Below are 21,861 nucleotides of genomic sequence, written 5' to 3'. Positions count from 1 at the left end.
TTTAAAGCAATGCAAACAGGTTAGCGCCCAGAAACAGCTGATCGATCCAGAACACTTGATGCATCAACACGATGAGCCAGAACACCAACTGAAACGAAACTTTGCGGGTCTTGTGCCGAAACGCTTGCTGGGCCAGCAAAGCGCCCGGCCAACCACCCGCCAGTTCCACCGCGTGCAGGACGTTCTCCGGCGTGCGCCAGCTATCGGCGCGGGCCTTGTGCTTGTCGCTCCAGTACAGGAAAAACGCCAGCACGCTGACGATGCCGTAGGCCGCCAGTGGAATCACCGACACCCCGCGCAGCCACATCGACACCGAGCCAAACAACGGCACCGTGCACAGCACAGCGAACACCAGCAGTTTCAGCCGCAGGTTCTGAATGGCGCCCCCGGACTTGCGCCCGGGGTTATGGTTGCGCGCACTGGAATCGCTCATGGCTTGACCGCGGTCCAGTCGACCCACCCGAATTGCCAAGTGGCCAGGATCAGCAGACCGAACGCAATGCGATACCAGGCGAATGTCGCGTAGCTGTGACTGGCAATGAAGATCAGCAGCCCCCGGACAGCAATCATCGCGCAGACAAAGGCAGTGACGAACCCGATGGCGAATACCGGAAAATCAGCCGGCACAAACAGGTCGCGGTATTTGTAACCTGAGTACACCGCCGCGCCGACCATAGTAGGCATGGCGAGGAAGAACGAGAATTCGGTGGCCGTTTTGCGCGACAACCCGAACAGCAAGCCGCCAATGATCGTCGAGCCGGAACGCGAGGTGCCGGGGATCATCGCCAGGCACTGGGCGAAACCGACCTTGAGCGCGTCTTTCCAGGTAATGTCATCGACGCTTTCAGCATGCACTTCATGCTGGCGACGTTCGGCCCACAACATCACGACCCCGCCCACGACCAATGCGCTGGCCACGGTAATCGGGTTGAACAGGTATTCGTGAATCAGATCGGCGAAAATCACCCCCAACACCACCGCCGGCAGGAAAGCGATCAACAGGTTCGCGGTAAAACGCCGAGCGCCGGGCTGCGTCGGCAAGCCAATGACCACGTCGAAGATCTTGCGACGAAACTGCCAGACCACCGCCAGGATCGCGCCGAGCTGAATGATGATATTGAAGGCCATGGCGCGCTCGCCGCCGAAATTGAGCAAGTCCGCCACAATAATCTGGTGCCCGGTACTGGAAATGGGCAGAAACTCCGTCAGCCCTTCTACCACGCCTAAAATCAATGCCTGAAAGGCCGTCCAAAGATCCATCAATCCCCCAAGAAACAATGCCCCAAGGCATGCTCCGTTAATAATTTATAAGCGCTGACCGCGATCAACCGTAGCTGAATCCCCGCGCGCACAAGCTCCACGCAAAACTGTAAAAACTGCGTGAGAAAAGACTTGGGCTCAGGTTTTTCCGTGCGGGGCCGAAATCCTATCAGACACGCCTCATTTACGCTGCCGCGTAATAGGACCTGAGTCGCATAGGCCCGATCGGCAACGTGTGATTGGATGCTGGCGATCGTTTATGACAAGAATAAAAAATCGGAGTAACCGCGTTATGAACAGCTTGCGCAGTGTGTCGATCAGCCGACGCTTGTGGCTCATCTTGATCGTGGCCGTGGTGATGCTACTGACGTTGGGCGTGTTGATGCTCAAGCAGATTCACGACGATCTCTATCAGGCCAAGGCCCAAAAGACCCAGCACGTGGTGCAGACCGCCAGCGGGATCCTCACCTACTATCACGGCCTGGAAACTGCCGGCACCCTCACCCGCGATGCCGCGCAAAAACAGGCACTGACCGCCGTGCGCGGTTTGCGCTACGACCAGAACGATTATTTCTGGATCAACGACCTGACGCCCGTCATGGTCATGCACCCGACCAATCCGAAACTTGAAGGTCAGAATCTCTCGACGATCCGCGACCCCGACGGTTTCGCGCTGTTCAACGAGATGGTCGCCATCGCCAAGGCCAAGGGTGCCGGCATGGTCGATTACCGCTGGCCGAAACCGGGCGCCAGCGCGCCGGTGGAAAAAACCTCCTACGTGAAACTGTTCGAGCCCTGGGGTTGGGTGATCGGTTCGGGTGTGTACATCGATGACATGCAGGACGAATTTCATGCCCAAGTCTGGAAGACCTCTTTTGTGGGGCTGGTGATTGCGCTGATCATGGCGTTGCTAGTGATCATGATTGCCCGCAGCATCGTGCGCCCGCTCCAGGAAACCGTGAACGCCATGGCCAACATCGCCAGTGGTGAAAGCGACCTGACTCGCAGCCTCGATACCCACGGCCAGGACGAAGTCACGCAACTGGCCCGGCACTTCAACGCCTTCACCGCCAAACTGCGCCTGGTGATCAGTCAGCTGCAAGTGTCCGCTGGTGCGCTGGGCCAATCTTCCAATGAACTGGGCAACGATGCTGCGCAAGCCCAGCAACGCAGCCAGCAGCAGTCGCAGCAGATGGAGCTGGTGGCGACCGCGATCAACGAAGTGACCTACGGCGTGCAGGATGTGGCCAAGAATGCCGAACACGCGGCCAGTGAAATGCGCAATGCCGAGTCTCAGGCGCAACAGGGCCAGGTCAATATCGACGGCAGCCTGCAGCAGATCGACAAGCTGTCGTCGACCATCGATCAAGCCGTCGAAGTGATTCGTACGCTGGCCGCCGAAAGCACGCAAATCGGCAGCGTTCTGGAAGTGATCCGCTCCATCGCCGAACAAACCAACTTACTGGCCCTCAACGCAGCCATCGAAGCCGCCCGAGCCGGCGAGCAAGGTCGCGGGTTTGCGGTGGTCGCCGATGAAGTACGCCTGTTGGCCCAGCGTACTCAAAAGTCGACGGCGGAAATCCAGTCGATGATCGAACGCCTGCAAAGCCATTCGGAAGCGGCGGTCAAGGTGATTGGCGACAGCAGCCGTGCCTCGCAACTGACCATCGAGCAGGCCGGCCTGGCCGGCGCCAGCCTGAATGCCATCGGCCAGGCCTTGCGCAATCTCAATGGGTTGAACGCTTCGATTGCCAGTGCGACCTTGCAACAGGCCCATGTGGTGGAAGACATCAACCAGAACGTGACCCAGGCCGCAGGCTTGTCCCACAGCACGGCACTGGCGGCCGAGCAGTCGAGCGTGGCCAGCGTTCATCTCAAGGAATTGAGCGAGCAGTTGAACGGGTTGCTCAAGCAGTTTCGGGTGTAACCCTTTTCTTCACCTGACGCGATCCCTTGTGGGAGCGGGCTTGCTCGCGAAAGCGGTGTATCAGGCAGCATCAATATTGACTGTGCCGCCGCCTTCGCGAGCAAGCCCGCTCCCACAGGGACTGCGTTTCATTTGACTGGCATTGGCAAGCCCCCTTCCCCACAACAAGCCCATTCCCCGCAATCCGGGTACAATTCGCTCCCCCTCATTTTTACGACACCAAGGAACCTCCATGTCCGGGCTTGAACTGTTTGCTGCCGCCCTCGGCGTGATTGCCGTCTGGTTGACGGTCAAACAGAACCCCTGGTGCTGGCCGATCGGTCTGGTCATGGTGTTGCTGTATAGCTGGATCTTTTTCGAAGTGAAGCTGTATTCGGACATGCTGCTGCAAGTGATCTACGCCGGTTTGCAGATCTACGGCTGGTGGCAGTGGACCCAAGGGACCGCGACTCATGGCAAGCGGCATGTCAGCCTGCTCGATGGCAAATCCATTGCGCTCGGGCTGGCCGTCGGCGCAGTCGGCAGTTTGCTGCTGGGCGCCGCGATGGCCCACTGGACCGATGCTGCGCAGCCCTGGCTCGATGCGGCACTGACCGGTTTTAGCCTGGTGGCTCAGTTATGGATGGCGCAAAAACGTCTGCAATGCTGGCCGCTGTGGATCGCGCTGGACATCATTTTTGTTGGCCTGTTCGTCTACAAAGAGCTGTACTTGACTGCGGGCCTGTATGGGGCGTTCGCTCTGCTGGCGGTGCATGGCTGGCGGACATGGCGCACCGACCCGGCGTTGCGCACATGAAAGTATTGGTACTGACGGGGCCTGAATCCAGCGGCAAGAGCTGGCTGGCCGCCGAACTGCAACAGCAATTCGGTGGTGTGCTGGTGGGTGAATACGTGCGCTGGTTCATTGAGCAGGAGGCGCGCGACACCTGCCCGGCCGATATCCCCGAAATCGCTCGCGGTCAGTTGCAATGGGAAGACGACGCTCGTGCCCTGAGGCCGTCTTTGCTGATTCTCGATACTCACTTGTTGAGCAATATGCTCTGGAGCGAAACCCTGTTTGGCGATTGCCCGGCCTGGCTCGAGCAAGCGCTGCTGGCTCGGCACTATGACCTGCACTTGCTGCTGTCGCCCGAACTGGTCGACTGGACCGATGATGGTCAACGGTGTCAGCCCGAGCTGGAGGAACGCCGGGCTTTTTTCAACGCGACTCAAGCCTGGCTGGAGCAGCATCGACAACCTGTTCAAGTGCTTCAGGGCGATTGGGCCGAACGCCGGTTTCAGGCACTGCAAGCCGTCACGCGGCTGCTCGGGCGCTGAGCCGGCCCTCACCCAGATCCTGTGGGAGCGGGCTTGCCCGCGAAGACGGCGGCACAATCAATATTGATGTCGCCTGACACACCGCTTTCGCGGGCAAGCCCGCTCCCACAGGGATTGCGCTTGACTAGACTTGCTGGCACACGCCTCCAGCATTTGTTGCAGTATTTTTGCAAATACGTCCGCTTCTGAAACACCGCCCTCTCTCGAACAACCCGTTTCAACGCTGGTCATCATCTTCTGATCCGATGTGTTAGAGCGCTGATACATCCCGCAGAAAGCTTGGATCCAGTGCTATTGCAATCTCTTATCGGTATTGCCTTGCCACAGGTTGTCTCAGACCTGAAACATCCTTTCATCGATCCACTAGCGTTGATCGATAACCCTCTGAATCGAAACGACAATCGAAAACCGGCACAGCTTTCGCTCGCTCCTTCGAAACGTTGATTGGGACCCGCCCACATCAAAGAAGGAATTGCCGCCGTGGGGACATTTGATAACAGCATCTTTAGCCTGCTACTGATCGGATGTGCACTGGGCTCAAGTGTCAGCCTGCCCGTACAGGCTGACAACGGCATCATTATTATCAAACGTGATGTCCAGCCGCGCATGGCAACGCGTGCACCGGTGATTCCCGACCCCAGCCCCACGACCGCAAACGCCAACCCGTCCAGACAAGTTCTCAGGCAAACGAACGAGTTGAGCGACGGCGACTTTGCCAATGTCGCCAGTGGTGCCGGTATCTCCCGCCTGGTCACTCAAGGCACCCACGACAACCTGGGCGGCAATATCGCCAACCAGACCCAGCTTTCCAACCTCCCCGCTGGACGTTCGGGAAACTCGGGCAACGGCATTGCCAACATGGTCAATTCAAATGTCCAGCAAGGGCTGGGTGCTCTGAAAGTCATCACGGGAGACCGTTGAGATGAATCGTACGCTGCTGATGATGGCCCTGTTTTGCAGTGCATCGACCTTTGCCCAGTCTCCCATCATCAATAACGCCGAAATCGACGGTTCGGGCATGCGGCACCAGGGCATCCTCTCGGTCAACCAGGCTGCGGGCGATCAGCAGCAACAAGCCAACGCCCGGGCCATCGCCATTGGCAACAATGCCAGCGCCACCACCCAGATTCGCCAACGGCTGCGTACGCAGGTCGACCCCAGGATCGATGCTCGGTCCAGCATTCAAGGCGACTCCTTCAGCCACGGCAACGGTGTACTGGGCGTCAACCAGAGCGCAGGCGCCAGCAACCAGCAAGCCAATGCCCTGCGGATAAGTATCAGTTCACAGCCGCAAAGTATCGACGACAGCGTCCTCATGCAGCAGAACGTGACGCTGATCAACAACTCCGATCCAACTGACTCTGCACCAGGCAATCGCCAGGTCGCTACCAGCGATCAGGCCTTCACCGGTAGCCGTGGGGTGATCCAGTTGAATCAGAGCTCCGGGGTGGGAAACCGAATGGCCAACACCCTGAGCGTACGGGTCATGGATTGATCCAAACAGGTAGACACAACACTTAACCTAAAATAAGTACGGAGAATCACCATGAAACCTTCGATGGCACTCAAGCCTCTGGTTTTCGCAATTGCTGCGGTCATGGCTGTTGCTGTACAAGCTGGGCAGCGTGACAACGACCACCACCACGGTCATAAACCCCCTCCTCCAACAAAGATCCCTGTCTATGCGACGGCCGAAGCGTGGGATAACCAGAGCAGTACCGGCAACCGCATCCGTAACGAGGGGACGATCAACGAAGCTGAAATGAACAGCTCTGCCACAGGCGCCAGCGGCAACGTCGGCGTCAACGTGGCGGCCGGTAGTGGCAACCAGCAAGACAACGCGTCCGCCATCGCCAATGCTGCCTCAAACTCCAGTCAGGACAACAGCTTCGTGTTCGGCACGGCGACAGCCACCGCCGACGTCACGCAATACAGCAACAACAACAGGGTCAACAACTTCGGTAGTACAGCCTCTGCCGTGATGAACGGATCGGGGAATGGCGGCAGCGGCAATATGGGTATCAACATTGCTGGCGGCGATCTCAACCAACAGAAAAACACCATGGCCATTGCCAACACCAATGCCCCGCTTGGTAACGCAACTGCCACCGCCTCTGCCGATCAACAAGGTCCTGGCTTGGTGGTGAATAACAACGCCGATCGGACAACTCGCCTGGATACGATAACCGTTACCACAACGGCCAGCGGTAGTTCCTCTCGCGACAAGTCTTCCGATTTGAGCGTTAACCAAAGCGCTTCTTCGAGCTTCGATGTGAGTGGTTCCAGGAGCGCTGAGGCAAGCGGTTCCAGAAGCTCCGATGCGAGCGGCTTCAGAAGCTCGGACAGCAGCTCCAGCCGCAGTGCTTCTTTGAGTGCTGCTTTGGATGCGTCTGCGAATGCCACCAGAACCGTTACCTGGAACAATGGCAATGGCGATCGCACCCGCACCAGGACTGTCGACGTATCGGTTGACGCATCGATCGATGCCGATTTCGACGCATCGCGTGAAAGATCGAGCGACTCCTCGTTCGAAAGATCGTTCGATAAGTCGTGGGAGAGCTCGTCGGCCTCCTCGTTCGAAAAATCGGGCAGTAAAGAGTCCGAATCTTCGTACGAAAAATCAAAAAGCTACAGCGAGAGCAGTTCTTTTGATTTGAGCAACACCTATTCCTATCAAGTGCTGACTCCAACTGGCTGGGCCAACCCTGTGACCAACACCGCAAGCCTGAACGGTTCGGTGAATGGTGGCAGTGGCAACCTGGGCGTCAACGTGGCTGCGGGTGTGGGCAACCAACAAAGCAACTCGTTGGCCATCTCCAACAACTCGTTCTAATGGCTGTCTCTGAAGGCCCCCTCACGGGGGCCTGTTTCAACACCACCAGAAGGCGTCCTTCCATGCGCATTATTGCCTTGGCATTTTTGCTGTGTGTGGCCAGTGTGAGCGAGGCTGCACAAATGCCGCTGTCCGTCCTGCCGGGTGGCGCGGTGGTGTACAAGCCGATTCAGAGCATTCGCGAGCGTAAGTTTGCCGACCTGGTGCAACAGAAAACCGACTTCAGTTGCGGCGCAGCTGCGCTGGCAACCATATTGCGCCAAGCCTATTGGCTGGACGTGAATGAAGAACAGATCATCGAAGGCATGCTGGCACATTCCGATCAGGATCTTGTCCGTGTCCAGGGCTTCTCCATGCTCGATATGAAGCGTTACGTGGAAAGTATCGGCATGCGGGCCCGTGGCTACCGGGTAGCGCCACAAACGTTGAGCGACATCAGAATTCCGGTTGTGGTGCTTCTGGATATCCGTGGCTACAAACACTTTGTGGTCATGCAAAGAGTTCACAAGGGCTGGGTCTATATCGGAGATCCGGTACTCGGTCATAAACGCTACAAAGTCGACGACTTTGTAAAAGGCTGGAACGGCATCATCTTTGCCGTCATCGGCCAGGGTTACGACAAAGCCAATGCGTTGCTCGACCCACCCATGCCACTGACGGCCAAGAACCGCATCAACGCCTTCACGCCGGTGCGAGACGCAGAATTGATGGATTTTGGATTCATCCAAAGCGACTTCTTCTGATAACAAGGAGCACGACGCTCCGGGAGCATCCCATGAAGACTCCACTCTGGCTGGCCGTGGTTTGCCTGGCCGCCAGCCTCCCGACCCAGGCACAGACGTTCAAACCCATTGAGCTGAAGGATCAGGAATTGGCGACCCTGCGTGGCCGCTATGTCATGCCAGGGCGGATTATCAGTTTTGGCATTGTCATGACCAGCACTTGGCAAAATGCCAACGGTGAAGTGATCGGGGCAACGTCCTCGATGCAAATTCAACAATCGACCATCAAGCCACAGTTCTATGTATCGATGATCAATGAAAAGGGTAATGGCTCAACGAGTTCGCAAGGCACTGGCACCGTCACTGGCGGCAATGGCCTCAACACCACCGAAGGCGTCACTCAAGTCGTGCGTGCTGCCGGCGACCACAACAGTGCCTACAACAACGTTCAGATCAACGTCACAAAAGCGAGTCAGGCGCCAGCAACGCAACAGCAGGGCCAAGCGTTGGCCGCAGGCTCGACGTTGGTCAGCGCCAATGGCGCGGGCGCGTTGAGCGTTTCCTCGACCGTTACGGGGGTGCAACTCAACATCGTCGCCAACAATAACCAGGGCAGCACCGAACAGCGCCTGGCCCAGGGCGGGCTGATGCAGAACACGACGTTGCTCGGCGGCGGTAACCAGGTCAACAACCTCACGACTTTCAATGTCGTGCTGCGTGACAACGTGACAACCGGGTCGCTGAACGGCAACCTCGACCAGCTCAAAGGTCTTCGCACTCAAGGATTCTGATCTACGCTCAGTGTCATCCAGACGTAGTCAGAAAAGGGACGGTTAACCCATGCACCGATCGTTGACGTTCAGAGCTATCGTTTGTTTGAGTAGCCTGGCCCCGGTCCCGTTGCTGTATGCAGCACCGGACCCCCAGGTCGAAGCACTAAAACAAGAACTCATGGAGTTGAAACAGCGTTACGAAGCACAACAGAACGCGCTGATGGTACTCGAGCAGCGCATTCGCCAAGTCGAAGAAACACCTGCGACGCCTGCCCCCAAACGCCTGACCAAATCCCCCGCAGAAACGCCCGGTGGTGGTCAGGCAGTGGCCGCCGGGGCGCCGGGAACCACGGGCAGTTCATACGGCCAGTCGCTCAAGGATGACTCGGAGCCTGCGCAAAGCGTTTCCAACCTGTATGACGAAGCCAGCGGCTTCTTCGGTGGCGGCAAGTTCAGCTTCGAAACCGGCCTGACATACACGCACTACGATACCCGCGCATTGGTACTCAACGGCTTCCTGGCACTGGACTCGATTTTCCTTGGCAACATCAACCTCGACCGTATCAAGGCGGATAACTGGACCCTGGACCTGACCGCCCGCTACAACGTGGCACAACGTTGGCAGTTCGACATTAATGTCCCCGTGGTGTATCGCGAATCAACGTATTCCTCCGGTGGCGCCGGTGGCGCAGGCCCGGTGACGTCGGACGCAACCGTGACCCGCGATCCGACCATTGGCGATATCAACGTTGGCGTTGCCTACAAGTTTCTGGATGAGTCGGCCAATCTGCCGGACGCGGTCTTTACTCTGCGCGTCAAGGCGCCAACCGGTGAAGACCCTTACGGCATCAAGCTGGTCAATGACCCGAACAACGATAACCTCTCGGTACCCGAGGAGTTGCCTACCGGCAATGGTATCTGGTCGATCACTCCGGGGCTCTCGCTGGTCAAGAGCTTCGACCCGGCTGTACTGTTCGGCAGCCTGTCCTACACCTACAACATGGAAGACTCTTTCAGCGACATCAGCCCTCAGGTCAACTCCAAGGTGCCAGGGGACGTGAAACTGGGCGATTCCTGGCAGATCGGCGCGGGTATTGCCTTCGCCTTGAACGAGAAGATGAGTATGTCGTTCTCGTTCACCGATCAGTTCGCCAGCAAGAGCAAGATCAAGCCGGACGGTGGCGACTGGCAATCGATTACCAACAGCGATTACAACTCGGCCAACTTCAACATCGGCATGACCCTGGCCGCGACCGATAACCTGACGATCGTTCCCAACCTGGCCATCGGCCTGACCGACGACTCGCCTGACTTTTCCTTTAGCCTGAAATTCCCGTACTACTTCTGATCCGGCACACACCATATGCCGGCTTTTTTGGCGGTTTTTTTGTTGATCCTGTAGGCGTGAGGTTTGCCCGCGAAGATCGCTCTTCGCGGGCAAACCTCACTCCGGGCCCGCAATCGCTCAACGTATCTGATGCTTGTGCAACAAACGGTAAAAAGTAGGTCTGGACACGCCCAGCACCTTGGCGGCGTTGCTCAAATTATCGCTGTGGCGGTTAAGTACATCGCATAAGGCCTGGCGCTCTGCCCGGCACTTGTAGTCTTCCAGCGTGCCCATCGGCGCGGCAATGGCGTGCTGGCTGATCAACCCCAGGTCCCGGGCTTCGATCTGCCGTCCTTCGGCCAGAACCAGTCCACGCCGTACCCGGTTGGCTAACTCGCGGACATTGCCCGGCCAGTCGTGCTTGCCCATGGCGATCAGCGCGTCTTCGCTGAAGCTGCGCGGACGACGACCGGTTTCATGGCTGTAGAAATGGGAAAAGTGATTGGCCAACATCGAAAGATCACCATGGCGTTCACGTAGCGGCACGGTGATGACTTGCAGAACGTTCAAGCGGTAGTAAAGATCTTCGCGAAAGCGTTTCTTCTCGATGGCCGCTTCCAGGTCGACGTGCGTTGCCGCCAATACCCGCACATCCACCGGAATAGGATGGTGCCCCCCTACACGCTCAATGTGTTTTTCCTGCAGGAAGCGCAGCAGATTGGCTTGCAGCTCCAAGGGCAAATCACCGATTTCATCGAGAAACAGCGTTCCGCCGTTAGCCGCCTCGATCCGCCCGACCTTGCGCTGATGAGCACCGGTAAAGGCGCCCTTCTCATGACCGAACAGTTCGGACTGGATCAAGTGTTCGGGAATCGCTCCGCAGTTGATCGCCACGAACGGTTTGCTGTGACGCTGGGATTGTCGATGCAGAGTGCGAGCGACCAATTCCTTGCCGGTCCCGCTTTCGCCGCGAATTAGCACGGGGGATTCGGTGGGTGCCAGTTTGCTGAGCAATTTGCGCAGCTCGCGAATCGGTTTACTGTCGCCCAGCAACTCATGTTCAGGCTGATCGATATGCACCGTGCCCTGGCCGCGCAAGCGTGCCATGCCGAACGCTCGGCCCAGGGTGACCTGAACCCGCGAGACATCGAACGGCAAGGTATGGAAGTCAAAAAACCATTCGCAGACGAAGTCCCCGACATTTTGCAATCGCAGGACTTCCTGATTCAGCACTGCAATCCATTCGGTACCGCTACGGGTGATCAATTCCTTGACGGCTTCCGGGCGTTCCAGATGAAATGGCTGCAAGCGCAACAGACCGACATCGCAGGTTCGTTCAGTGGCGTTTTCCAGCGTACAGCTGTCGACATCCCATCCAACGGCGCGTAAACCCGGCAACAAGCGGTGGCAGTCGTCGCAAGGATCCACTACTAAAAGACGTCGTAAGGCAGGCGCTTCAATCATGACTGTTCCTTGACGCCAAATTTAGGAAATATTAGTAAAAACAGTCATTTGGCGGGCTTCGATGTAACACTAGCAAGAATTTGACGCGAGCTTGTATCGATTGCTTATAGGGTTGTTTGCTTATTAGTTATAAGAAACGAGTTGGTTAGTTGCCTAACGGGTTGATCCTTTCATTCAGCTTTCAAAAGCGGCCTGATTACCGATTCAATCAATAAAAGTTAAAATTTCTTTTGATTGTGTGTGACCTAAACACTGGTTACGGACATCAGTACAAGTAACCAGCCGAACGGTAAGCCCAACCGACGGCACATCACTTGTTTGGGCATAGAGAGAGAAGATCCCATGAACGCCCCGCTCCGTATCAACGAAGCACTTTTGATTGCTGACCGCGCATTCCAACCCTTTCAATGCGTGGCCTGGGCTCTACAAGACGGTAGCGAACTAAACCTGGCCATCATTGATCGCACCAACACGCGCATCAGCCGCAAACAAATTCCAAGCAGCGCCTATTCCGATCCAGAGCAACTCGAACACGTGCTGGAAGAGGCCCGTGCCGAATTGAGCCAGGAAGGTTACACATTGCAATCATGGTCCATGCCGCACTAAGTGTTTTCGCGGATTGCCACCCGGCAATCCGCACCCCTTCTTTTAGTTGACGATTTTCTACTGTCAGCTGCGCAATACCCTCCCCTGTTTAACGTCTCACCGCCGGATTACTTGGCAAGCTTTTCAGTGGTTCGAAAAGACACTGTTCTGGCACAAAACGCCCCCTCTGCGGCTCATGAAAACAGTTGTGCGCCGAGTCATTCAGGGATTGAATGTTTTGCTCAGGCAGTCACCCTCCGGGCACCCGGATGAGGACGACTGGCAAGGAGATGCATGCATGTCACCCCAGACTGCTTTTGCCTTACCTGCAACCGTGAATGGCGCCGAACGGCTCGATGCGAGTTTCGCTGGCACGGGCAAGACTCAAGTGTATTTTTCCGGCAGCCTCTCCAGCATGGCCAATGACATTGCGATTGACTCTGTCGGCCGATTGCTGGTGGCGGCAAAGGTCGGTACGCCGGGCGGCTATCGCTTCGGCCTGGCCCGCCTGCTTGCAGAGGGTTCGGCGGATCTGACATTCGGCAAACAAGGCAGCATCAGCGGGCAGTTCGCCCACGGCTTCGAGGCGATGGCCGGCAAGGTGCGGGTGTTGCCCGACGGGCACATTCTGGTGGCCGGCCTGCATTACGAAAATGCTCACCGTACACTGCCTGCCTTGGCGATGTTCGATCAGCAAGGCTGTCCGGTCCAGGGTTTTGGCGACAATGGATGCTGTGTGGTGCGCCTGCCGGGTGATCTTTCCCGGGGCGCTCGCGATGCCTGGTTACCGCGCGGCGTGCCGGGCGCTGAAGCCTGTGATGTCTGCGTACAGGAGGACGGTCGAATCCTGCTGCTGGCCAATCATCACTTCGACCTGGCCGATCACGCCGGCATGCTGATACGACTCAACGCCGACGGTTCGCTGGACGACAGTTTCAACGGCCGTGGTTTCGTCATGGTCCGGCACCTGCTAATGAACACCTGGCTCTGTAGCCTGATGGTGCAGCGCGACGGTCGGATCCTGGTGAGCGGCACAATCAATGTTCCCGAGGAAGGTCTGTTGGCGCGTTATCACCCGGATGGCCAACTGGACGACCGCTTTGCCGTGGATGGTTTCATGACCTTCAAGGTGCGCGAACACAGCGCCCGGGTCTGCCAGATCGTCCAGCATGAAAACGGTGACTTGCATTGCTTTGGCAGCAGTCGCGACCCGATGCTCTGCCTGTCTCTGAAAGTTCACAGTAATGGCCGGCCGGATATTCATTGCAACGGTGGTCAGCCAAAGCTCTTGGGCGTCGGCCGTAGCGACTGCCACTGGACCGCCGCCGGGGTTCAGCCAGACGGGCGAGTGCTGACAGTCGGAGCGACGGTCGGCAGGGTCGAAGACGATCTCGTTTTTGCCCGATACTTACCCAGCGGGCAACCCGATCGCAGTTTTGCCAAGGGCATTGGCTGGTTTCGTACACGCCTGGGTCACGGTCCGCATACGGCCACTTCATTGGCCATTCAGGCCGACGGTCGCATTGTCATCGGCGGCTATTCACTGGACGGAAACTGCCGTGCGATCGTCGCGCGTTATCAGTGTTAGGCCAACGTCATTCCGCACTTGATCTTCTGTTGCTCTTACGGCAACTTGCGCGCTTCTTAATACAAGGAGTAGCCGATGTCCGGTTCAATGGCTCAGGCTTTCGCGCATAACTTTCTCGGACACTCACCTCGTTGGTACAAGACGAGCATTATCGGCTTCCTGATTCTCAACGCGGTGGTGTTGTGGACGGTCGGGCCGGTAGCGGCCGGCTGGTTATTGGTGGTGGAGTTTATTTTCACCCTGGCCATGGCGCTCAAATGTTACCCATTGATGCCCGGCGGGTTGTTACTGGTCGAAGCATTGCTGCTGAAAATGACCACGCCCCAGGCACTCTATGATGAGCTGGTCCACAACTTCCCGGTGATCTTGCTGCTGATGTTCATGGTGGCGGGCATCTATTTCATGAAAGACCTGCTGCTGTTTCTCTTCTCGCGCTTGTTGTTGGAAGTTCGCTCCAAGGCGCTACTGGCTTTGATGTTCTGTTTCCTTTCCGCGTTTCTGTCGGCATTTCTCGATGCGTTGACCGTGACGGCGGTGATCATCAGTGCGGCGGTGGGTTTCTATTCGGTGTATCACCGTGTCGCCTCGGGCGGCGATCCGCGTCAGGACAGCGAAATCAGCGATGACCGGCACTTGCCCACGCTCCATCATGCCGACCTCGAACAGTTTCGCGCCTTCCTGCGCAGCCTGCTGATGCACGGCGCTGTCGGCACTGCGTTGGGCGGTGTGTGCACCCTGGTTGGCGAGCCGCAGAACCTGTTGATCGGCCATGAAATGGGTTGGCACTTCGCCGAATTCTTTTTGAAGGTCGCACCGGTGTCGTTGCCGGTACTGGCAGCCGGTCTGGTGACCTGCGTGCTGCTGGAGAAACTGCGCTGGTTCGGTTATGGCACGCTGCTGCCGGACAATGTACGTGCGGTACTGGCCAACTACGCCGCCGAAGACAACGCCGCACGCACTGCACGTCAGCGCGCTGCGTTGCTGGTGCAGGGCGCGGCAGCGTTGATTCTGATTGTCGGGCTGGCGTTTCACGTGGCCGAAGTCGGCTTGATCGGTTTGATGGTGATCGTGCTGATCACCGCGTTCACCGGCATCACCGATGAACATCGCATCGGCAATGCCTTCAGGGATGCCATGCCGTTCACCGCGCTGCTGGTGGTGTTTTTTGCGGTGGTGGCGGTGATTCAGGATCAGAAATTATTCGCTCCGGTGCTTCATTGGGTGCTGGCCCTTCCGATCGATCAACAGCCAGGCATGTTGTTTATTGCCAATGGCTTGCTGTCGGCCATTAGCGACAATGTGTTCGTGGCGACCATTTACATTACGGAAGTGAAACAGGCTTTCCTCGCCGGCCAAATGAGCCGCGAACAATTTGAAATCCTGGCGATTGCGATCAATACCGGCACCAACCTGCCGAGCGTGGCGACGCCTAATGGTCAGGCGGCGTTCCTGTTCCTGCTGACCTCGGCGATTGCCCCGCTGATTCGCCTGTCGTACGGGCGGATGGTATGGATGGCGCTGCCTTACACCGTGGTGATGGGCGTGTTGGGATGGTATGCGGTGAGTTACTGGCTGTAACACCGCAATATTCCATGTAGGAGCTGTCGAGTGAAACGAGGCTGCGATCTTTTGATTTTCATGTTTAAAGACAAGATCAAAAGATCGCAGCCTCGTTTCACTCGACAGCTCCTACAGTTCCTACAGTTCCTACAGCTCCCACAGTTCCCACAGTTCCTACAGAAAACGGATGGGCTGTTGCGTTATCTCGCTCATCCGACGCTGTGCCAGACGCGACCATCGCGGGTGAGCAGCTCGTCAGCAGACTTGGGTCCGTCTTCGCCGGCCGCGTAGTTCTCCACCCTCGCGTCCTGCTGCCAGGCGTCGAGGAATGGCTGTACGGCGCGCCAGCCGTTCTCGATGTTGTCGGCGCGCTGGAAGAGCGTCTGATCGCCGGTCAGGCAGTCGTAGATCAGCGTTTCATAGCCGGTCGACGGCTGCATCTGGAAAAAATCCTTGTAGGCAAAACCCAGCTCGATGTTGGCCATGTTCAACGCCGGCCCCGGCCGCTTGGCCAGCAGATCGAACCACATGCCTTCGTTGGGTTGAATCTGGATCCGCAGGTAAGTCGGCTGCAACTCATCGACCTCGGTGTCGCGGAACTGCGCATACGGCGCCGGCTTGAAGCAAATGACAATCTCGGTGTCGCGCGCGCTCATGCGTTTGCCGGTGCGCAAATAGAACGGCACGCCAACCCAGCGCCAGTTGTCGATCATGACTTTGAGCGCGACATAGGTTTCGGTCGTGCTGTCGGGCGCCACGTTGGTTTCCTGGCGATAACCGGGCACTGGCTCGCCATTGATCTCGCCGGCTGTGTACTGGCCGCGTACCGAGTTGGCTCGCGCTTCCTCGGCCGACCAGGGGCGGATTGCACCGACGACTTTGGCTTTTTCGCCGCGTACCGCATCGGCGCCAAAAGCGGCCGGGGGTTCCATGGCCACCATCGCCAATAATTGGAACAGGTGATTGGGCACCATGTCGCGCAGGGCGCCGGTGACCTCATAAAAACTGCCACGGGTTTCCACGCCGACGGTTTCGGCGGCGGTGATTTGCACGTGGTCGATGTAATGATTGTTCCAGAAGGCTTCGAACAGGCTGTTGGAGAACCGGCTGACCAGAATGTTCTGCACGGTTTCCTTGCCCAGATAGTGATCGATCCGGTAGATCTGCTTTTCCGTCATCACTTTGAGCAGGCACGCGTTCAGGGCTTCTGCGGTAGGCAGATCGGAGCCGAAAGGTTTTTCGATTACCACCCTTCTGAAGGCGTCGGGGGTTTCTTGCAGCAATCCGGCAGCCCCCAGACGCCGCACCACTTCGCTGAAAAAGCGTGGCGCGGTGGCCAGGTAGAAAATCGCATTGCCCGTGCCGCTGGCAGCAATTTTCGCCGCCAGCGCTTCGTAGATGCGTTCGTCAAGGAAGTCGCCCTGCACGTAGCTGATGTGCTTGGCCAGTTTGGCCCACAACGCCGGATCAAGGGCTAGACCGCCCTCGCCGACCTTGGCCGCCCCTTCCGCCCGAATGAAATCTTCGAGTTTCTTAGCGAAGGCTTCGTCACTGATAGCGTTGTGATCAACGCCGATGATCCGCAGTCCATTTCCCAGCAAACCGTCGCGACTCAGGTTGTACAGCGCCGGCATCAGCAAGCGCTTGACCAGATCACCATGGGCACCGAACAGAAACAGCGTGGTAGGCGGTGCGGGTTCTGCCTTGGATTTCCTGCGGATCACATGGCTCATTTTTTCGGGGTCTCCACATGGCCGCCGAAGCCGAAGCGCTGGGCCGAGAGAATTTTGTCACCAAAGGTGCCTTGCCCGCGCGAACGGTAGCGCGAGAACAGCGAGTTCGACAGCACCGGTACAGGCACCGATTGCTCCATCGCGGCTTCGATGGTCCAGCGACCTTCACCGCTGTCAGCCACTGAGCCGGAATAGCCCTCGAGTTTCGGGTCGCTGGCCAGTGCATCGGCGGTCAAGTCGAGCAGCCATGACGACACCACGCTGCCACGACGCCAGACCTCGGCGATGTCGGCGACGTTCAGGTCGAAACGCTGATCTTCCGGCAGGTTGGTGCTGGCTTTGGTCTTGAGGATGTCAAAGCCTTCGGCGAAGGCCTGCATCATTCCGTATTCGATGCCGTTGTGAATCATTTTCACGAAATGGCCAGAACCGGCGGGGCCTGCATGGATGTAACCGCGCTCGGCGCGATCGTCCTCGGACTGGCGATCCTTGGTGCGCGGAATGTCGCCCATGCCCGGGGCCAGCGTTTCGAACAGCGGGTCAAGACGCTTAACGGTGTCGGCATCGCCACCGATCATCATGCAGTAACCACGCTCCAGGCCCCAGACGCCGCCGGAGGTGCCGACGTCAATGTAGTGCAGGCCTTTTTCCGACAGGGTTTTGGCCCGGCGGATGTCATCTTTATAGAAGGTGTTGCCGCCGTCGATGATGGTATCGCCCGCTTCAAGCAAGGTACTCAGGGTGTCGATGGTGTCTTCGGTCGGTGCGCCGGCGGGCAGCATGACCCACACCGCGCGTGGTTTGGCCAGACCTGCGACCAGGGCTGGCAAGTCGGCAACACCGGTGGCGCCTTCTTCAGCCAGGGTGTCGACAAAGGCGCTATTGCGGTCGTAAACAACGGTGGTATGTCCGTTGAGCATCAGGCGCCGCGCAATATTACCGCCCATGCGGCCCAGTCCAATAATCCCGAGTTGCATGTACTGATGCTCCCTACTACAAATAAAGTGTGTCAAAGGTTATAGCCCAACGCGACTCATTCGAGTTAGTCCAGCGTATGGGGATGAAGTTTCCGGGCATTGTGCCCGATCCAGACTGATAACGTCGGGAATCGTATCGAAGACACAACGACCATGAAAAATAAAAAAGTTCCCTTCAGGGGCAAAAGAAATCAAAATTGGCGCCGATAGTAAGTAAGCACCCGAAATCGGGAGCGAACTTACAGTTGAGACAGCCATTTGCGAGGTGAGCAATGGGCACCGTACACACAGCACTGCCAGCACAAACCCTTTACGTCACGATCCGCCGCGATGAACTGCGCCAGTTGAAAGACGAGCGCGACCAGTTGAAACGGGAAGTCGCGCAATTGCGCCTGCTGACCCAAGGTAATCAGGCTCAGCCCTTGCCTGTCACCCAGCGTGCTCCCCACGCCTGACCCCCTCGTTTGAATCGGAAGCAGCCACTGCTGTTTCCGACCCGCTGTAAACCTGCCAGCTTCCGGCCAACTCACAAAGTTTTCACACCTTCTTGTCGATACTCCGGCTCTTTGTGGCCGCGCGGTATCCGCGCGGCATTCGTTCGTCTGCGACAGGGAAAGTGCCGACGGCCGAAGTAACTATCAGGCTGGAGTGCTGAATGGCTTTGTTTAAACGCAGCGAAACGTCTGCGAAAGGTTTTGATTGGACAGGATTTCTCTGGTTATTTCTGTTCTTCTGGTATTTTTCGGGCATTACCCAACTACTGATCCAACTGACGGGCACCTCTGGTTTTGCCGGGTTCCGCCAGGCCTTTGTGATGAGCGCCATCTGGCTGGCGCCGATGCTGCTATTTCCCAGGCAAACACGCGTGATGGCTGCGCTGATCGGCGTGGTGCTGTGGGCCTGTTCGATGGCAAGCCTCGGCTATTTCTTCATCTATCAGCAGGAGTTTTCCCAGAGCGTCATCTTCATCATGTTCGAATCGAACGTGTCTGAAGCCGGCGAGTACATGACCCAGTATTTTGCCTGGTGGATGGTGGCGGCATTCCTCGCCCACACCGCGTTCGCGTACTTCCTCTGGACCCGCTTGCGTCCGGTATACCTGCCACGTGGCCAGGCTCTGGTCGCGGCGACAGCGATTCTACTGGCGGTGGTCGGTTACCCGATGATCAAGCATACGTTGCGCGCCGGTAGTCTGGCGGGCGGCTTCGAGAAGTTCGAAACCCGTATCGAGCCCGCGGTGCCATGGCAAATGGCCGTGGCCTATCACCGTTACCTCGACACGTTGGCCGGCATGCAAGCCATGCTCGACAGCGCCAGCAAAATTCCACCGCTCAAGAACCTCACCGATTCGATGGCCAATCAGCCGGCGACCTTGGTGCTGGTGATCGGCGAATCCACCAACCGTCAGCGCATGAGCCTGTACGGCTATCCTCGGCAGACCACCCCGGAACTGGACAAGCTGAAGGATCAACTGGCGGTTTTCGATAACGTCATTACCCCGCGCCCCTACACCATCGAAGCGTTGCAGCAGGTGCTGACGTTCGCCGACGAAGAAAACCCCGACCTCTACCTGTCCACACCGTCGGTGGTGAGCATGATGAAGCAGGCGGGTTACAAGACCTTCTGGATCACCAACCAGCAGACCATGACCAAGCGCAACACCATGCTCACGACCTTCTCCCAACAGGCTGACGAGCAGGTTTACCTGAACAACAACCGCAACCAGAACGCCGCCCAGTACGATGGCGACGTGATCGAGCCGTTCAACAAGGCGCTGGCCGATGCGGCACCACGCAAGCTGATCGTTGTGCATTTGCTCGGCACACACATGAGCTACCAGTACCGTTACCCGCCGACCTTCAACAAGTTCACTGACCGCAAAGGTGTTCCGGACGGCGTGCGTGACGATCAGGTGCCGACGTACAACAGCTATGACAATGCGGTGCTGTACAACGACTTCGTGGTGTCGAGCCTGATCAAGGATTACGCCAAGTCTGATCCGAACGGCTTTCTGCTGTACCTCTCTGACCATGGCGAAGACGTCTTCGACTCCGTTGGCCATAAAACCCTGGGCCGCAACGAGAGCAAACCGACGGCACCGATGTACACCATTCCATTCATGGCCTGGGCTTCGCCGAAATGGCGCGAAACCCATGACTGGAGTTTTGCTGGCGACCTGAGCCGGCCCTACAGCAGCTCTCAGTTGATTCACACTTGGGCGGATCTGGCAGGCCTGAGTTTCGATGAACTGGACCGTAGCAAAAGCCTGGTCAGCGACAGCTTCAAGCCTCGGCCATTGATGATCGGCGATCCTTATGCACGTAAGCAGCGACCGTTGATCGATTTCAGCCTGATGAAGCCCAAGGGCGCGCCTGTCTCGCCGGCAGTCGTTCAGCAGTAATTGCACATGTGGGAGCGGGCTTGCGTGGCGAGGGAGCTTGCTCCCGCTCGACTGCGAAGCAGTCGTAAACCCTTCATATGCGGTTTAATTTTGAAATGCAGGGGTCGCTGCGCGACCCAACGGGAGCAAGCTCCCTCGCCACAAAAGCCCCATTCCACAACAAGCTCGCTCCCAAAATGGACTGCGAATTAAAGCGCTTTGATCCAGAACAGCATCCGCCCGTGCGCCGGGTCGAACATGCCTGGCGAGAAACCGAATTTGCCATAGGACGCTTGAGCCACTGCGTTACCTTCCAGTACTTCCAGGGTGATTTTGCAGCAGCCGCGCTGGCGTGCGATGTCTTCGACTTTGTGCAGCATCTTCTGGCTCAGTCCCAACCCGCGAAACTTCGACACCACCGCCACATCGTGCACGTTGACCAAAGGCCGGCAGGCGAAGGTCGAAAAACCTTCGAAGCAGTTGACCAACCCTGCCGGTTCGCCGCCGACAAATGCCAGTACGCTGAAGGCATGGGGACGTTTGGCCAGTTCCCCCGGCAGTTGTCGCAATCTATCGGCGGGTAACGGGTGTCCGCCGCCCATCGGGTCTTCGGCATAGTGATTCAATACAAGACAAATCGCCTCGGCATGCACCGGGTTGGTGTAGCTGGCCTGAAGCACAAGAATTTCTGCGGATTCCATTTCCACCCTCAATCACACAAGTTGCCCCAGCCCGCTTCTTGCGCGCTGAAAGGTCCAGCGACCTTATCGCGAGTGCCGGGGTGCCGACAACCGGATCTTGTTGTGATCGTTCGCTCTCAAACGCCCCAGATCAATGCCTCGGTCCATCCCAACTCGGCAAAATCCTCAGCCCTCAGTTTTGCCTCACCGGCACAGAAAAACTCGTCCAGTTGCGGCGGCTTGACCGAGGTGCCACTGAGCATCGCGTGAACCTGCCCGCGATGATGAATCTGATGCTCGAACAAATGGGACAGCATGCGCAAACGGCTGTCATGTTGCGGGATGTCGCGCGCGATGGTCACGAGCCGTCCGAGGTCTGCGTCGCGCAATTGCTCGCAGTAGGCAATCAGTCGACGGTCCACAAGCGCTTGTTCGCGCTTGAGATCGGCACCGTGGGTGAACGGTTCATCTTCGTTGAAAAAGACGTAGCAATCGGGATGCGGTTCGTCACCGCGCAACTCCCGCTCCAGTGCGTCCACATAAAACCAGTCGCAGGTCAGGATGTGATTGAGGGTCGCGCTGAGGCTGGGAAAGAAACTGACTCGCGGCGCCGCCAGTTCGGCCGGGCTTAGTTGAAGCCAGGCCTTGGCCAGTCGATGATTGGCCCAAGCGTTCTGATAGGCCATGGTCAGCAAATGGTGGGACAAGGGCTGATTCATGTTCGCTCCTCCCGGA

At 57.6% G+C, this 21,861-nt stretch carries 21 protein-coding genes and 1 pseudogene; 15 read left to right on the top strand and 7 right to left on the bottom strand.

Annotated elements, in window-relative coordinates:
• Window position 1: 1 nt before the first annotated feature.
• Both ABH909_RS16900 and ABH909_RS16895 read right to left on the bottom strand, forming a co-directional pair.
• Window positions 2-433, bottom strand: a complete 432-nt coding sequence (locus ABH909_RS16900) for a DUF1294 domain-containing protein (RefSeq protein ID WP_429435185.1) — start codon at window positions 431-433, stop codon at window positions 2-4.
• Entirely contained in the window at window positions 430-1,260 is an 831-nt protein-coding gene (locus ABH909_RS16895; RefSeq protein WP_429435183.1) for an undecaprenyl-diphosphate phosphatase, read from the bottom strand. Before ABH909_RS16895 ends, ABH909_RS16900 begins: the two co-directional genes overlap by 4 nt.
• A gap of 259 nt (window positions 1,261-1,519) precedes the next feature.
• On the opposite strand from ABH909_RS16895, the pseudogene ABH909_RS16890 reads away from it, so the two are divergent.
• The 10 genes and pseudogenes from ABH909_RS16890 to ABH909_RS16845 form a co-directional block, all read left to right on the top strand.
• Window positions 1,520-2,329: pseudogene (locus tag ABH909_RS16890) on the top strand (cache domain-containing protein); the annotation flags it as partial.
• 123 nt (window positions 2,330-2,452) lie between these two features.
• Window positions 2,453-3,187: a methyl-accepting chemotaxis protein gene (locus ABH909_RS16885; RefSeq protein WP_429439951.1), complete on the top strand. Its 735-nt coding sequence runs from the start codon at window positions 2,453-2,455 to the stop codon at window positions 3,185-3,187.
• Between the two features lie 232 nt (window positions 3,188-3,419).
• Window positions 3,420-3,983 (top strand): nicotinamide riboside transporter PnuC, encoded by a 564-nt coding sequence (pnuC, locus tag ABH909_RS16880; protein WP_429435181.1) that lies wholly within the window; start codon window positions 3,420-3,422, stop codon window positions 3,981-3,983.
• Entirely contained in the window at window positions 3,980-4,504 is a 525-nt protein-coding gene (locus ABH909_RS16875; protein WP_429435178.1) for an AAA family ATPase, read from the top strand. Before pnuC ends, ABH909_RS16875 begins: the two co-directional genes overlap by 4 nt.
• A gap of 480 nt (window positions 4,505-4,984) precedes the next feature.
• Complete coding sequence (locus ABH909_RS16870) at window positions 4,985-5,425, top strand: hypothetical protein (RefSeq protein ID WP_429435175.1); 441 nt, start codon at window positions 4,985-4,987, stop codon at window positions 5,423-5,425.
• A 1-nt stretch (window position 5,426) separates the two neighbouring features.
• The gene (locus ABH909_RS16865; RefSeq protein ID WP_429435172.1) at window positions 5,427-5,999 is read left to right on the top strand and encodes an adhesin; all 573 of its coding nucleotides are present in this window, start codon (window positions 5,427-5,429) and stop codon (window positions 5,997-5,999) included.
• Between the two features lie 51 nt (window positions 6,000-6,050).
• Window positions 6,051-7,337: a heme utilization protein gene (locus ABH909_RS16860; RefSeq protein WP_429435169.1), complete on the top strand. Its 1,287-nt coding sequence runs from the start codon at window positions 6,051-6,053 to the stop codon at window positions 7,335-7,337.
• 62 nt (window positions 7,338-7,399) lie between these two features.
• Window positions 7,400-8,080 carry a C39 family peptidase gene (locus tag ABH909_RS16855; RefSeq protein ID WP_123496755.1) on the top strand — a complete coding sequence of 227 codons (681 nt, stop codon included), beginning with the start codon at window positions 7,400-7,402 and terminating at the stop codon, window positions 8,078-8,080.
• Window positions 8,081-8,112: 32 nt separating this feature from the next.
• Entirely contained in the window at window positions 8,113-8,850 is a 738-nt protein-coding gene (locus tag ABH909_RS16850; protein WP_429435166.1) for a hypothetical protein, read from the top strand.
• Between the two features lie 49 nt (window positions 8,851-8,899).
• Window positions 8,900-10,180, top strand: coding sequence for a hypothetical protein (locus ABH909_RS16845; protein WP_429435164.1), 1,281 nt, complete (start codon window positions 8,900-8,902; stop codon window positions 10,178-10,180).
• A 117-nt stretch (window positions 10,181-10,297) separates the two neighbouring features.
• Here ABH909_RS16845 and ABH909_RS16840 read toward each other — a convergent pair whose 3' ends face one another.
• Complete coding sequence (locus tag ABH909_RS16840) at window positions 10,298-11,623, bottom strand: sigma 54-interacting transcriptional regulator (protein WP_429435162.1); 1,326 nt, start codon at window positions 11,621-11,623, stop codon at window positions 10,298-10,300.
• Window positions 11,624-11,965: 342 nt separating this feature from the next.
• Between ABH909_RS16840 and ABH909_RS16835 the strand changes: the two genes are divergently transcribed.
• The 3 genes from ABH909_RS16835 to nhaB all read left to right on the top strand — a co-directional run bounded on the left by ABH909_RS16835 (window position 11,966) and on the right by nhaB (window position 15,374).
• The gene (locus ABH909_RS16835) at window positions 11,966-12,229 is read left to right on the top strand and encodes a hypothetical protein (RefSeq protein WP_429435160.1); all 264 of its coding nucleotides are present in this window, start codon (window positions 11,966-11,968) and stop codon (window positions 12,227-12,229) included.
• Window positions 12,230-12,506: 277 nt separating this feature from the next.
• Entirely contained in the window at window positions 12,507-13,796 is a 1,290-nt protein-coding gene (locus ABH909_RS16830; protein ID WP_429435157.1) for a hypothetical protein, read from the top strand.
• Between the two features lie 75 nt (window positions 13,797-13,871).
• Window positions 13,872-15,374 (top strand): sodium/proton antiporter NhaB, encoded by a 1,503-nt coding sequence (gene nhaB, locus ABH909_RS16825; RefSeq protein WP_429435154.1) that lies wholly within the window; start codon window positions 13,872-13,874, stop codon window positions 15,372-15,374.
• A gap of 191 nt (window positions 15,375-15,565) precedes the next feature.
• Here nhaB and zwf read toward each other — a convergent pair whose 3' ends face one another.
• Together zwf and gnd are read right to left on the bottom strand one after the other, a co-directional pair.
• Window positions 15,566-17,089 carry a glucose-6-phosphate dehydrogenase gene (gene zwf, locus ABH909_RS16820; protein WP_429435151.1) on the bottom strand — a complete coding sequence of 508 codons (1,524 nt, stop codon included), beginning with the start codon at window positions 17,087-17,089 and terminating at the stop codon, window positions 15,566-15,568.
• On the bottom strand, window positions 17,086-18,066 hold the full coding sequence (gene gnd, locus ABH909_RS16815) for a phosphogluconate dehydrogenase (NAD(+)-dependent, decarboxylating) (protein WP_429435148.1): 981 nt from the start codon (window positions 18,064-18,066) through the stop codon (window positions 17,086-17,088). The genes zwf and gnd overlap by 4 nt, the downstream gene beginning before the upstream one ends.
• 272 nt (window positions 18,067-18,338) lie before the next feature.
• On the opposite strand from gnd, the gene ABH909_RS16810 reads away from it, so the two are divergent.
• The gene (locus tag ABH909_RS16810; protein ID WP_008069248.1) at window positions 18,339-18,521 is read left to right on the top strand and encodes a DUF6026 family protein; all 183 of its coding nucleotides are present in this window, start codon (window positions 18,339-18,341) and stop codon (window positions 18,519-18,521) included.
• Window positions 18,522-18,721: 200 nt separating this feature from the next.
• On the top strand, window positions 18,722-20,467 hold the full coding sequence (locus ABH909_RS16805) for a phosphoethanolamine transferase CptA (RefSeq protein WP_429435146.1): 1,746 nt from the start codon (window positions 18,722-18,724) through the stop codon (window positions 20,465-20,467).
• A gap of 188 nt (window positions 20,468-20,655) precedes the next feature.
• On the opposite strand, the gene ABH909_RS16800 is transcribed toward ABH909_RS16805, so the two are convergent.
• Together ABH909_RS16800 and ABH909_RS16795 are read right to left on the bottom strand one after the other, a co-directional pair.
• Window positions 20,656-21,147, bottom strand: coding sequence for a GNAT family N-acetyltransferase (locus tag ABH909_RS16800; protein WP_429435143.1), 492 nt, complete (start codon window positions 21,145-21,147; stop codon window positions 20,656-20,658).
• A 116-nt stretch (window positions 21,148-21,263) separates the two neighbouring features.
• Window positions 21,264-21,845, bottom strand: coding sequence for a DinB family protein (locus tag ABH909_RS16795; protein ID WP_429435141.1), 582 nt, complete (start codon window positions 21,843-21,845; stop codon window positions 21,264-21,266).
• Window positions 21,846-21,861: the final 16 nt, after the last annotated feature.

The sequence above is a fragment of the Pseudomonas sp. BS3782 TE3695 genome (genome assembly GCF_050435305.1).
In the GTDB taxonomy this organism is placed as follows: Bacteria; Pseudomonadota; Gammaproteobacteria; order Pseudomonadales; family Pseudomonadaceae; genus Aquipseudomonas.
Note: the sequence above shows the minus strand (reverse complement) of the source record. Positions and strands in the feature narration are given on the sequence as shown.